The organism is Aeromicrobium sp. UC242_57, from assembly GCF_044452305.1.
Lineage (GTDB): Bacteria > Actinomycetota > Actinomycetes > Propionibacteriales > Nocardioidaceae > Aeromicrobium.
The window spans coordinates 140,473-153,291 of the sequence record NZ_JBIOAM010000001.1; the positions used below are offsets into that span (position 1 = coordinate 140,473).

Annotated in this window: 12 protein-coding genes and 4 pseudogenes; 13 read left to right on the top strand and 3 right to left on the bottom strand. The window is 68.2% G+C overall.

Annotation, left to right across the window (positions count from 1 at the left end):
- Positions 1-99: 99 nt before the first annotated feature.
- The 3 genes and pseudogenes from ACHMWU_RS00975 to ACHMWU_RS00985 form a co-directional block, all read right to left on the bottom strand.
- Entirely contained in the window at positions 100-321 is a 222-nt protein-coding gene (locus ACHMWU_RS00975; protein WP_396041267.1) for a UTRA domain-containing protein, read from the bottom strand.
- A 10-nt stretch (positions 322-331) separates the two neighbouring features.
- Positions 332-538 (bottom strand): UTRA domain-containing protein, encoded by a 207-nt coding sequence (locus ACHMWU_RS00980; protein WP_396041811.1) that lies wholly within the window; start codon positions 536-538, stop codon positions 332-334.
- Between the two features lie 142 nt (positions 539-680).
- Positions 681-887, bottom strand: a pseudogene (locus ACHMWU_RS00985) (GntR family transcriptional regulator); the annotation flags it as partial.
- Between the two features lie 216 nt (positions 888-1,103).
- Here ACHMWU_RS00985 and ACHMWU_RS00990 point away from each other — a divergent pair.
- The 13 genes and pseudogenes from ACHMWU_RS00990 (at position 1,104) to ACHMWU_RS01050 (ending at position 12,753) form a co-directional block, all read left to right on the top strand.
- Positions 1,104-1,877 (top strand): TIM barrel protein, encoded by a 774-nt coding sequence (locus ACHMWU_RS00990; protein ID WP_396041269.1) that lies wholly within the window; start codon positions 1,104-1,106, stop codon positions 1,875-1,877.
- Positions 1,874-2,821, top strand: a pseudogene (gene iolC / locus ACHMWU_RS00995) (5-dehydro-2-deoxygluconokinase). The gene ACHMWU_RS00990 and the pseudogene iolC overlap by 4 nt, the downstream one beginning before the upstream one ends.
- Positions 2,821-3,716 (top strand): annotated as a pseudogene (locus tag ACHMWU_RS01000) (aldolase). The pseudogenes iolC and ACHMWU_RS01000 overlap by 1 nt, the downstream one beginning before the upstream one ends.
- On the top strand, positions 3,713-4,510 hold the full coding sequence (gene iolB, locus ACHMWU_RS01005; protein WP_396041270.1) for a 5-deoxy-glucuronate isomerase: 798 nt from the start codon (positions 3,713-3,715) through the stop codon (positions 4,508-4,510). The pseudogene ACHMWU_RS01000 and the gene iolB overlap by 4 nt, the downstream one beginning before the upstream one ends.
- Entirely contained in the window at positions 4,452-6,563 is a 2,112-nt protein-coding gene (locus ACHMWU_RS01010) for a thiamine pyrophosphate-dependent enzyme (RefSeq protein WP_396041271.1), read from the top strand. The genes iolB and ACHMWU_RS01010 overlap by 59 nt, the downstream gene beginning before the upstream one ends.
- Positions 6,560-8,072, top strand: a pseudogene (locus tag ACHMWU_RS01015) (CoA-acylating methylmalonate-semialdehyde dehydrogenase). The gene ACHMWU_RS01010 and the pseudogene ACHMWU_RS01015 overlap by 4 nt, the downstream one beginning before the upstream one ends.
- A 61-nt stretch (positions 8,073-8,133) precedes the next feature.
- Complete coding sequence (locus ACHMWU_RS01020) at positions 8,134-8,379, top strand: hypothetical protein (RefSeq protein WP_396041272.1); 246 nt, start codon at positions 8,134-8,136, stop codon at positions 8,377-8,379.
- Positions 8,379-9,089: a substrate-binding domain-containing protein gene (locus ACHMWU_RS01025; protein WP_396041812.1), complete on the top strand. Its 711-nt coding sequence runs from the start codon at positions 8,379-8,381 to the stop codon at positions 9,087-9,089. The genes ACHMWU_RS01020 and ACHMWU_RS01025 overlap by 1 nt, the downstream gene beginning before the upstream one ends.
- A gap of 389 nt (positions 9,090-9,478) precedes the next feature.
- Positions 9,479-10,198 (top strand): ABC transporter permease, encoded by a 720-nt coding sequence (locus ACHMWU_RS01030; RefSeq protein WP_396041273.1) that lies wholly within the window; start codon positions 9,479-9,481, stop codon positions 10,196-10,198.
- A 46-nt stretch (positions 10,199-10,244) separates the two neighbouring features.
- Positions 10,245-10,538: an ATP-binding cassette domain-containing protein gene (locus ACHMWU_RS01035; RefSeq protein WP_396041274.1), complete on the top strand. Its 294-nt coding sequence runs from the start codon at positions 10,245-10,247 to the stop codon at positions 10,536-10,538.
- Complete coding sequence (locus ACHMWU_RS01040; RefSeq protein WP_396041275.1) at positions 10,538-11,071, top strand: ATP-binding cassette domain-containing protein; 534 nt, start codon at positions 10,538-10,540, stop codon at positions 11,069-11,071. The genes ACHMWU_RS01035 and ACHMWU_RS01040 overlap by 1 nt, the downstream gene beginning before the upstream one ends.
- Positions 11,068-12,228, top strand: a complete 1,161-nt coding sequence (locus ACHMWU_RS01045; RefSeq protein ID WP_396041813.1) for a Gfo/Idh/MocA family protein — start codon at positions 11,068-11,070, stop codon at positions 12,226-12,228. Before ACHMWU_RS01040 ends, ACHMWU_RS01045 begins: the two co-directional genes overlap by 4 nt.
- Before the next feature lie 174 nt (positions 12,229-12,402).
- Positions 12,403-12,753: a Gfo/Idh/MocA family protein gene (locus tag ACHMWU_RS01050; protein WP_396041276.1), complete on the top strand. Its 351-nt coding sequence runs from the start codon at positions 12,403-12,405 to the stop codon at positions 12,751-12,753.
- Positions 12,754-12,819: the final 66 nt, after the last annotated feature.

The following is a 12,819-nucleotide window of genomic DNA, read 5'->3' on the forward strand; positions in this document are numbered from 1 at the left end:
TAGCCGCCTCCTCGGAGGGCGGTAACCGCCTCGCCAGGGGGCGGCAGCCGCCTCGCCAGGGGGCGGTAACCGCCTCGCCAGGGGGCGGTAACTACCTCGTCAGGGGGCGGTAACTACCTCCTCAGCGGTCGACGAGGGTGGCTCGAAGGCGTAGAGATCGGGGCGGTAGGCGTGGCGGCCGTACTCGACGGCCCGGCCGGCGTTGTCGTACGCCGTGCGCTGCATCGTCAGCAGGGGAGCGCCCTTGCGCTCGCGCAGCAGCTTGCCCTCGTCGACCGTCGCGCCCCGCGCCCCGATGCGCTGCCGGGCCACCCGCATCACGATGCCGGAGTCACGCAGGAACGCGTACAGGCCGGTCTCGGAGAGGTCGACAGCTTCCGAGGTCGACGACGTCGACGGGGATGAAGTTGTGCATCAGCGCGAGCGGCTCGCGGTCGACCCAGCGCAGACGTTCGAGCGACCAGACGTCGGCGCCGGTGGACAGCCGGCTCGCGGGCGACGTCCTCGTCGGCGGGAACCTTGCCGAGCGCCAGCACATCGGTGCGGGGACGTTGACCTGCGGCGCTGAGATCGTCGTGCAGGCTCGTCAGCTCGACCGAGCGGCGGATCTTGCCGTGCACGACCTGGGTGCCGACCCCGCGCTTGCGCACCAGCATGCCCTTGTCGACGAGTACTTGGATGGCCTGACGCATCGTCGGACGGGACAGACCGAGGTCGGCCGCGAGCGAGATCTCGTTGTCGATGCGCTCGCCCGGGGCGATGGTGCCGTCGAGGATCGCGCGCTCGAACTGTTCGGCCACCTGGAAGTACAGCGGGACGGGGCTGGAACGATCCAGGGTGAAGTGGAGGCCGGGCATGGCGCCCAATCTATCGGCAGAACAGGTCATGTCAATATGTCAGGACAAATGCTTGACAGGCCGATGTGCCCTGAGACACACTCGTCCTACCGACTTTGTCACGACAAATGAACTCGACATACAGAAACGTGAGGAACATCAGTGTCCACGACCCCGCTCCGCATCGCAGGCGCCCCGATCTCCTGGGGTGTGTGTGAAGTCCCCGGCTGGGGATACCAGATGCCCGCCGATCGAGTCCTCACTGAGATGCAGTCCCTCGGGATCGTCGCCACGGAGTTCGGCCCCGACGGCTTCCTTCCAGAAGAACCGACCGAGAAGGCCGAGTTCCTCCACGGGTACGGGCTGCAGGCGGTCGGCGGCTTCCTGCCCGTCGTCCTGGCCGATCCCGACCACGATCCGCTTCCCGAGGTCGACACGTTCATCGACGCCTGCCTCGCATCGGGTGCCGGTGTCGTCGTCCTGGCTGCGTCGACGGGCGCCGATGGGTACGACGCCCGTCCGGTCCTCGACGAGCTGCAGTGGAAGACCCTCCTGAGCAACCTCGACCGCATCGCCGACCATGCCGAGAGCCGCGGCGTCGTGGCCGCGATCCACCCCCACATGGGAACGCTGGTCGAGAACGCCGACGACGTGCAGCGCATCATCGACGGCTCGCACGTCGGTCTGTGCATCGACACCGGTCACCTGGCCGCCGCCGGCGCCGACCCGGTGGCCATCACGCTGGCCAATCTCGACCGGGTCAAGCACGTCCACCTCAAGGACGTCGACGCCGCCGCGGCCGCGAAGGTCGTGTCGGGCGAGGTGACGTTCGCCGACGCTGTCGCCGGTGGCATGTGGCAGGTCCTCGGCGAGGGCGATGTCGACATCCGCGCCATGATCGCCGCGCTGCGCGCCCACGGCTACGAGGGCTGGTGGGTGCTGGAGCAGGACGTCATGTTCAAGGACGGCGCTCCGGCCGGTGAAGGCCCCGTCGCCGACGTCCGCTCGTGCCTCGCCTTCGTCCAGGAGGCACTCGCATGACGGCCCACGAGCTCATCACGATGGGACGCGTCGGCGTCGACATCTACCCCGAGCAGATCGGTGTCGGCCTCGAGGACGTGACGTCGTTCGCCAAGTTCCTCGGCGGCAGCGCGACCAACGTTGCCGTCGCTGCCTCTCGCCTGGGTCGGCGCTCGGCCGTCATCACCCGCACCGGCAACGACCCGTTCGGCACGTTCATCCACCGTGCCCTCGACGGGTTCGGCGTCGACGACCAGTTCGTGTCACCGGTCGACGCGCTGCCGACGCCTGTGACGTTCTGCGAGATCTTCCCGCCGGACGACTTTCCGCTGTACTTCTACCGCGAGCCCAAGGCTCCGGATCTCGAGATCAACGTCGACGAGCTCGACTTCGACGCGATCCGCGCCGCCGAGGTCTTCTGGATCACCGTCACCGGCCTGTCGCAGGAGCCCAGCCGCGAGGCGCACCTGGCGGCCCTCGAAGCTTCGCGGAAAGCGTGGGATCACCGTGCTCGACCTCGACTACCGGCCGATGTTCTGGGAGTCGCCCGAGCAGGCCCACGCGCAGGTCCAGGCCGCTCTGCCCCACGTCACGGTCGCCCTCGGCAACCGTGAGGAGTGCCAGGTCGCAGTCGGCGAGACCGATCCGCAGGCCGCCGCGAAGGCGCTGCGGTCCACCGGCGTCGCTGGCCATCGTCAAGCAGGGGCCCGGCCGGAGTGCTGGGCGTGCGCGGCGACGAGTCCGTCGTCGTGCCACCGGTGCCGGTCGACGTCGTCAACGGCCTCGGTGCCGGCGACGCGTTCGGCGGCTCGCTGGTCCACGGCCTGCTGAGCGGCTGGGACCTGACCCGCATGCTCTCGTTCTCCAATGCCGCTGGCGCCTACGTCGCCGGCCAGCTGTCGTGCGCCGACGCGATGCCCACTGTCGACCAGGTCGACGCCGTTCTCACTCAAGGAAGGGTCTGATGACCTCCGTCACCGCCCAGGACATCGCCAGCCTCGTCACGACGCGGGTCGAGCATCCCGAACGGATCGCCGAGCTCACCGCATCGCGCACGCAGCCCACGAGCCTGGTCGGCAGCACCGGACGGCTGCTGCTGGTGGCCGCCGACCATCCCGCCCGCGGCGCGCTGCGTGCCGGCGACGACCCGCTCGCGATGGGTGACCGGGCCGAGCTGCTGAGCCGGATGGTGCGGGCGCTCGAGCGTCCCGGTGTCGACGGCGTGCTGGGCACGGCCGACGTCATCGAGGACCTGCTGCTGCTAGGTGCGCTCGACGGCAAGGTCGTGATCGGCTCGATGAACCGTGGCGGACTCGCGGGCACGGTCTTCGAGATCGATGACCGCTTCACCGGCTACGACGCCGCGTCGATCGCCTCCGCGGGATACCAGGGCGGCAAGATGCTGTTCCGGATCGACCCCACCGACCCGGCGACGCCCGCCACGATGCAGGCCTGCGCCCAGGCTGTCGACGAGCTTGCGCAGAACCAGGTCATGGCGATGGTCGAGCCGTTCATCTCGGGACGAGATGAGTCCGGCCGCATGCGCGAACGACCTGTCGACCGAGGCCGTCGTGCGCTCGGCGACGGTTGCCGCGGGCCTGGCCTCGACCTCGGCGTACACCTGGCTGAAGCTTCCCGGTCGTCGATCACATGGAGGCGGTGCTGGCGGCGTCGACGCTGCCGGTCGTGCTGCTCGGCGGCGAGGTCTCGTCCGACCAGGACGCCCAGTTCGCCGCCTGGTCGAAGGCTCTCGCAAGCCCGACGGTGCGCGGTATGGTCGTAGGACGTTCGCTGCTGTTTCCGCCCGACGGGAACGTCGAAGGTGCCGTCGACACGACCGTGGAGATGATGAGCGCGTGAGCTTGCGACATTCGGATCGTGTGGTCCGGGCTGGTGAGGCGGCAGCAGGATCGTTCGCCCTCGAGATCGACCCCCAGTCGGCTGGCTGGGAGTTCAGCGGCCTGCGGATCCTCGCGCTCGCCCCGGGGCAGAGCGAGCACGTCGACACCGGTGACACCGAGGTCATGGTGCTGTCGCTCGGCGGTTCGGCCGACGTGACGGTCGACGACCACGTCTACGCCCTCGAAGGCCGCGTCAACGTCTTCGCCGGTCCGAGCGACGTGGTCTACGCTCCGCGCGACTCCCGTCTGAGCGTGTCGAGCGTCGACGGTGGACGGTTCGCGCTCGCGTCGGCCGTGTGCCAGCAGCGCCTCGATCCGGCCTACCTGCCCAAGGCCGACGTCCCGGTCGAGATGCGCGGCGCGGGTCAGTCGAGCCGCCAGGTCAACAACTTCGGCGTGCCGGGTGTCATGGATGCCGACCGCATCATCGCGTGCGAGGTGCTGACGCCAGGCGGCAACTGGTCGTCGTACCCGCCGCACAAGCACGACGAGGAGCGCGACGGCGAGACCGCCCTCGAGGAGATCTACTACTTCGAGATCGCCGACGGCCCCAGCGGGCCAGGCATCGGCTTCCAGCGGGTCTACGGGCACGACGACGCCGAGATCGACATCGCGGCCGAGGTCCGCAGCGGCGACGCCGTCCTCATCCCGCACGGCTGGCACCGGCCCCTCGATCGCGGCACCGGGCTACGACATGTACTACCTCAACGTCATGGCCGGACCGGGCGCCGAACGTGCGTGGCTGATCTGTGACGATCCGGCCCACGCCTCGGGTCCGCGACACGTGGGCCGACCAGACCATCGACCCGAGACTCCCGTTCGGAGTCGCGTCATCAGGAGGAGAGGCATGACTGTGCTGACTGTCGCCCAGGCGACCGTGCGGTTCCTCGAGGCCCAGTACGTCGAGCGTGACGGGGTGCGGCAGCTGTTCTTCGCGGGCTGCTGGGGCATCTTCGGTCACGGCAACGTCGCCGGTGTCGGCCAGGCGCTGCTCGAGCGCGAGCAGTCTGCTGATCCGTCGCATCTGCGCTTCTTCCACGGCCGCAACGAGCAGGCCATGGTGCACGCCGCGGTGGCGTACGCCCGTCAGAGCGACCGGCTTGCCGCGATGGCCGTCACGGCATCAAGTTGGGCCCCGGTGCGACCAACATGGTCACCGGTGCTGCGCTCGCGACGATCAACCGTCTTCCGGTGCTGCTGCTGCCCGGCGACACGTTCGCGACCCGCGTCGCCAGTCCCGTGCTGCAGGAGCTCGAGAAGCTCCCAGCAGGGTGACATCTCGGTCAACGAGGTGTTCCGGCCCGTGTCGGTGTACTTCGACCGGGTCGACCGTCCCCGAGCAGCTCGCATCCGCCCTGCTGCACGCGACGCGCATCCTGACCGATCCGGCCGAGACCGGCGCCGTGACGATCGCGCTGCCGCAGGACGTGCAGGCCGAGTCGTTCGACTTCCCCGACGGCTGTTCGCCGAGCGAGTGTGGCACGTGGCCCGTCCCGTGCCGGAGCCGTCGGCCCTCGAGCGGGCCGTCGCAGCGATCCGCAGCGCCCGCAGGCCGTTGATCGTCGCCGGCGGCGGCGTCATCTACTCGCAGGCCAACGAGGCGCTGCGCACCTTCGTCGAGGCGACCGGCATCCCGGTGGGGGAGTCGCAGGCCGGCAAGGGCTCGCTGACGTACGACCATCCGCAGTCGGTCGGTGCGATCGGCGCGACCGGAACCACCGCCGCCAACGCGCTGGCGGCCGAGGCGGACGTCGTGATCGGCATCGGAACGCGGTACAGCGACTTCACGACCGCCTCGCGGACGGTGTTCCAAGGTGAGGGAGGCGGAGGCGAGGGAGTACGGTTCGTCAACCTGAACGTCTCGGCGTTCGACACGCACAAGCACTCGGCGGTCAGCCTCGTCGCGGATGCGCGTGAGGGATTGACGGCACTGACCGCGGCGCTCGAGGGATGGGCGGCGGATGCTGCCTACACGGCCCGGGCGACCGAGCTGGCGACCGAGTGGGACGCTGTCGTCGAACGGGCCTACACGGGTGAGGGTGCTCCCGAGGTCGCCGACGGGCTCGCGATCCAGTCGCAGGTCATCGGTGCGGTCAACGAGCTGTCTGATCCGCGCGACGTCGTGGTGTGCGCAGCCGGTTCGATGCCCGGTGACCTGCACGAGCTGTGGCGCACCCGCGACCGCAAGGGATATCACGTCGAGTACGGCTTCTCCTGCATGGGCTACGAGATCGCCGGAGGGCTCGGCGTCAAGCTCGCCGCCCTCGACGCAGAGGACGACCGCGACGTCTTCGTCATGGTCGGCGACGGCTCGTACCTGATGATGAACACCGAGCTCGTCACCGCCGTGGCCGAGGGGATCAAGGTCATCGTCGTGCTGGTGCAGAATCACGGCTACGCCTCGATCGGGGCACTCTCGCAGTCGCTCGGCTCGCAGCGGTTCGGCACGTCGTACCGCTACCGCACCGACACGGGCCTCGACGGCGACAAGCTGCCGGTCGACCTCGCCGCCAACGCGGCAAGCCTCGGGGCCGACGTCCTCGCCGTCGCCGGAATCGACGAGTTCCGCGCCGCGGTCCTCAAGGCCAAGGCGTCGACCCGCACGACCGTGATCCACGTCGAGACCGATCCGCTGGTCCCGGCGCCCGACAGCCCGGCGTGGTGGGACGTGCCAGTCGCCGAGGTGTCCGTCCTCGAGTCGACCCAGCAGGCCCGCCGCACGTACGAAGAGCACAAGACCCGCCAGCGCGCCTACCTCGCGCCGGCACCCGAGCAGACAAGACTTGATCAGAGGGGCAACGCATGACGCAGCACGAGTCCAAGACGTACGACCACTACATCGGAGGCCAGAGCTTCCAGGGTGAGAGTGATCGATTCGGCGACGTGTACGACCCGGCCCGTGGTGCGGTGAAGTCACAGGTGCGCCTGGCGACCGCCGGAGACGTCGACACGGCGGTGGCTGCCGCTGCCAAGGCGTTCGAGACGTGGTCCGAGACGTCGGTGACGGCACGTTCACGCATCATGTTCGACTTCCGCCAGCTGCTCGTCGAGCACGAGGACGAGCTGGCCCAGATCATCTCGTCCGAGCACGGCAAGACGATCGACGACGCCAAGGGCGAGGTCGTCCGCGGCCGCGAGGTCGTCGAGTTCGCGGCGGGAATCCGCAGCTGCTCAAGGGCGAGTACAGCGACCAGGTCTCGGGCAACGTCGACTCGCACACGTTCCGCCAGCCGATCGGCGTCGTCGCGGGCATCACGCCGTTCAACTTCCCGATCATGGTGCCGCTATGGATGCACCCGTCGCGATCGCGACGGGCAACACGTTCATCCTCAAGCCGTCCGAGCGGGTTCCGGGCGCCTCCGACCTGGTGGCTCGCCTCTACACCGAGGCCGGTCTGCCCGACGGCGTGTTCAACGTCGTGCACGGTGACAAGGTCGCGGTCGACGCCCTCCTGGAGCACCCGGGCATCGCGGGCGTCTCGTTCGTCGGCTCGACGCCGATCGCCAAGTACGTCCACGAAGGTGCCTCGCGCACCGGCAAGCGGGTCCAGGCGCTCGGCGGTGCCAAGAACCACGCCGTCGTGATGCCCGACGCGAACCTCGACTTCGCCGCCGACCACATCGTCGCCGCAGGCTACGGCTCGGCCGGCCAGCGGTGCATGGCGATCTCGGCAGTCGTCGCGGTCGGTCCGGCCGCAGACACGCTGGTCGACAAGATCCGCGAACGGTCGATCGACCTCAAGGTCAGCGTCGGCACCGACCCCGACGCCGAGATGGGCCCGGTCGTGACCAAGGCGTCACAGCAGCGCATCATCGACTACATCGGGCAGGGCGAGGCCGCCGGCGCGAAGGTCGTCGTCGATGGACGCGACCTGGTCGTCGACGAGTACGAGGAAGGCTTCTTCGTAGGCCCCTCGCTGCTCGACAACGTCACCACTGACATGTCGGTCTACACCGACGCAGATCTTCGGACCCGTGCTGACCGTGCTGCGGGTTCCGACGCTGGACGCCGCGATCGAGCGCTCATCAACTCGAATCCGTATGGCAACGGCACCGCAGTGTTCACTTCCTCGGGTGAGGTGGCACGAACCTTCCAGCGCAAGGTCCACGTGGGCATGATCGGCATCAACGTGCCGGTCCCGGTCCCGATGGCCTTCCACTCCTTCGGAGGCTGGAAGGACTCACTCTTCGGCGATCACCACATCCACGGTCCCGAGGGAGTGCGGTTCTACACGCAGGCCAAGGTCGTCACCACCCGGTGGCCCCACGTCAGTGAAGAATCACTTGCCCAGCTGAACTTCCCGACGGCTCAATGACGCCGGGTCACATGGAGAAGACAAGGAACACTTCGATGAAAACTCGAACCTCGAAAAGAGCGTGCTCAAGGTCGCCACGGCGGTCGTCGCAGCAGGTGCGCTGCTCGCCGCCTGCAGCGGAACCGGCAAGGACGACGACAAGACCGCAGCCAAGACCACCGATCTCAAGTACGCCGTGATCACCCACAGCGGTCCCGGCGACGCGTTCTGGGACCGGGTCAAGTCGGGCGCTGAGAAGGCCGGCGACGACTACGGTGTCGCAGTCAAGTACACCAACGCAACGACCCGGCCAAGCAGTCGCAGCTGATCGACAGCGCCGTCGCCGACAAGTACGACGGCATCGTCGTCTCGATGGCCAACCCCGACGGCCTCGAGGACAGCATCAAGAAGGCCGTCGCGGCTGGCATCCCCGTCGTGACGATCAACTCCGGCGTCGACCGCTTCAAGGAGTTCGGCGCGATCACCCACATCGGCCAGACTGAGACGATCGCCGGCGAGGCTGTCGGTGAGCGGCTCAAGGCCGAAGGCGCCAAGAACGCCATCTGCGTGATCCAGGAAGCCGGCAACATCGGCCTCGAGGAGCGTTGCGCAGCGGTCAAGAAGACCTTCGGCGGCCAGATCTCCAACCTGCAGGTCGACGGCACCGACGACGCGGCCGTCCAGGCCACGATCACGTCCAAGCTGCAGACCGACAAGGACATCGACACCGTGCTGACCCTCGGCGGCCAGTACGCGATTGACGCCGTCGGCTCGGTCGAAGAAGCCGGCAGCGCGGCCAAGGTCGCCACGTTCGACCTGTCCGAGGACGTCATCAAGAACATCCAGGACGGCAAGATCCTGTTCGCCGTCGACCAGCAGCCGTACGTCCAGGGCTTCCTGGGCATCACGACGCTGTACCTGAAGGACATCAACGGCAATGACGTCGGTGGCGGCCAGCCGGTCAACTCCGGCCCGGCGTTCATCACCAAGGACAACGCCGACGCGGTCCTGAAGTTCGCCGCTAACGGAACCCGCTGACCCGACCCGGGGCCCGGCACGTCCGGGCCCCGGGGCGGCAAGCCAGACATTGGAGTACAGCATGACGACAGCCACTGTGGTCGACGAGCGCGTCGCTCGGACGTCGACCCTCACCAAGCTCATGAAACGCCCCGAGATCGGCGCCCTCGCCGCGGCGATCGTGATCTTCGTGTTCTTCGCAGCGACGACAGACACCTTCGCCAGGTCCCAAGGTGCGGCCACCTGGTTGTCCGGTGCCTCGACGATCGGCATCATGGCCGTCGCCGTCGCGCTGCTGATGATCGGCGGCGAGTTCGACCTCTCCGCCGGCGCCATGACCGGCACGGCCGGGACTGGTCGTCGGCATCCTGACGACCGAGTACGGACTCAACGTCTGGGCGGCGATCTTCGTGTCGTTGCTCGTCGCGCTGTTCGTCGGCCTGGTCAACGGCATCCTCGTCATGCGGACCGGGCTACCGAGCTTCATCGTGACGTTGGGAACGTTCTTCGTCCTGCAGGGCGTCAACCTCGCCGGCACCAAGGCGCTGATCGGTCAGGTCGCGATCCAGGGCCTCAGCAACGTCCCGTTCTACGACCAGGCCAAGGCCGTGTTCGGCACCTCGATCGACATCAACGGCAGCCGTCCCGGCGGCGCCCTCTACATCTCGGTGTTCTGGTGGATCGGCGTCACGGCGCTCGCCACCTGGGTCCTGCTGCGCACCAAGGTCGGCAACTGGATCTTCGCCGTCGGCGGGGCACAGACGTCGGCACGCCAGGTCGGAGTGCCGGTCTTCAAGACCAAGGTCGGGCTGTTCATGATGACCTCGGCGGCTGGCTGGCTCGTCGGCATGCTCCTGGTCTTCCGCACCTCGACGGTCCAGGCCGGCACAGGCGTCGGACAGGAGTTCATCTACATCATCTGCGCCGTCGTCGGTGGTTGCCTCATGACCGGCGGCTACGGATCAGCGATCGGTGCCGCACTCGGCGCACTGATCTACAGCATGGTCAACATGGGAATCGTCTACAGCGGCTGGGAGAACGACTGGCTGTTCGCCTTCCTCGGCGTCATGCTGCTGGTGGCGGTGCTCCTCAACGAATGGGTTCGCAAGCGAGCGGAGTTGGCACGATGATCGGAAAAGCTTCTCAGTCCAAGACCTCCGAGGTGAGCCGCGCGCCGTGCCACCTGCGGTCGGCACCTCGATCATCGAGGTCAATGACATCGGCAAGCGCTACGGCAACATCATCGCGCTGAGCGACGTCACCACGTCGGTCCGTGCCGGCGAGGTCACCTGCGTGCTGGGCGACAACGGTGCCGGCAAGTCGACGTTCATCAAGATCCTCGCCGGTGCTCACGAGCATTCCGACGGCGGCTTGCTGATCGACGGGGAGTCGACCACGTTGTCGAGCCCTCGCTCGGCTCTCGGCTCGGCATCGCGACGGTCTACCAGGACCTCGCTGTCGTCCCGCTGATGCCGGTGTGGCGCAACTTCTTCCTCGGCAGCGAGATCACCAAGGGCGTGGGGCCGTTCCGCCGGCTCGACGTCGACGAGATGAAGCGCATCAGCAAGGCCGAGCTGGCCGCGATGGGCATCGACCTGCGTGACGTCGAGCAGCCCATCGGGACGCTGTCGGGCGGTGAACGCCAGTGTGTCGCGATCGCCCGCGCCGTCTACTTCGGTGCCCGCGTCCTGATCCTCGACGAGCCGACGGCCGCACTGGGCGTCAAGCAGTCCGGTGTCGTGCTGAAGTACATCGCCAAGGCGCGCGATCGTGGCCTGGGCGTCGTGTTCATCACGCACAACCCGCACCACGCCTACCCCGTGGGCGACCGGTTCATGCTGCTGCGACGCGGCAAGAAGCATGGGCGACTTCCCCGAGTCGGAGATGACGCTCGAAGAGCTCACCTCGATGATGGCCGGCGGCGCCGAGCTGGAGTCGCTGGCGCACGAGCTGGCCAGCACGATGGGCGAGGACTCGCAGATCGCGCAGGAGATGAAGGCTGAGGTCCAGTGACCGACGGCTTCGCGTCGGGATCGTGGGGCTGGGCTGGATGGGTCAGGTGCACGCCCGTGCCCTGACCCGCCTGACCCAGCACTACACCGACAGCCCCTTGACGCCGCGACTCGTCGCGGTGGCCGACACCGCGACCGACGACCGGCTGCAGCGCGCAGTCACGGCCTACGGGTTCGAGCACCTCGTCTCGGACTGGCGTGATCTCGTGACCCGCGACGACATCGACCTGGTGTGCGTCACGGGCCCCAACTTCATCCACCGTGACGTCGCGGTCGCCGCGGCCAACGCCGGCAAGCACCTGTGGGTCGAGAAGCCCGCCGGGCGTGACTCGGCCGAGACCCGCGAGATCGTCGACGCCGTCGAGGCGGCCGGCGTGCAGGCGGCGGCCGGGTTCAACTACCGCAACGTGCCGGCCGTCGAGCTGGCTCGCGACCTGATCAGGGCCGGACGCATCGGCACGGTCGAGCACACGACCGTGCGCTTCATCTCCGACTACGCGGCCCACCCCGACGGCGCACTGTCGTGGCGGTTCCAGAACGAGTTCGCCGGCAGCGGCGTGCTGGGAGACCTGGTCAGCCATGCCGCCGACCTGGCCCGGTACGTCGTGGCCGACATCGCCGAGCTGGTCGTCGACCGTTCGACGTTCATCCAGCAGCGGCCCGAGGCCCGGCCCGGTGCGATGCACTACGAGCGCGGCTCGGGTGCGATGGGCGACGTCGAGAACGAGGACTACGTCAACGCGCTGCTGCGCTTCGCCGACGGCTCCCGCGGCATCCTCGAGTCGAGCCGTTCCGCGGTGGGCGAGCAGAACAGGTACGGCATCGAGGTGCACGGCACGACCGGCGCGCTGTCGTGGGACTTCCGTCGCATGAACGAGCTGCAGGTCTGCCTCGACCAGGACTACCAGAACGCATTCTTCACGACCCGGTACGCAGCGCCCGGCGACGGCGAGCTGGCGGCCTTCCAGCCGGGTGCCAACAACCCCATGGGCTTCGACGACCTCAAGGTCATCGAAGCCAGGCGCCTCGTAGAGTCGATTGCGACGGGCGCACCGGTCGGTGCCACGATCTCGGACGCGCTGGTCGCGGCCGCCACCGTCGACGCGATGATCGTGTCGGCAGACGAAAGGCGTTGGGTTTCACTGTGAGCGTTTCCACGAAGGTGCTGTCGTACGGCTTGCGAGTGGGAGTTATCGGTGCGGGAGCAATGGGGGCCGACCACGTCCGCACCCTCACCGCGAGCGTGCCGGCGGCACGGGTCTCGATGGTGTTCGACATGGACGTCGAGCGTGCCAAGGTCGTCGCCGCCACCGCGTCGGGACTTGCCGCCGACTCGGCCGAAGCTGATCGCCTCGCGCGACGTCGACGCCGTCATCATCGCATCGCCCGACTTCACGCACGCCGACCTGACCAAGGCATGTTTCGCAGCCGGCAAGCCCGTGCTGTGCGAGAAGCCTCTCGCGGTGACGGCTGCCGACGCGCTGAGCGTCGTCGAGGCCGAGGTCGCGCTGGGACGCAGGCTGCTGCAGGTGGGCTTCATGCGTCGTTACGACCCGGGGTTCGGTCGAGACTGCGGCGCACCGTCACCGACAAGGTCGTCGGCGACGTCCGGCTCGTCCACGCGGTGCACCGCAATGCGTCCAGCAGCACCAGCACGAGTGATGCGGGTCTGATCACCGGCTCGATGATCCACGAGCCGACACGATCCCGTGGCTGCTCGACGACCCGATCGTCGGCAT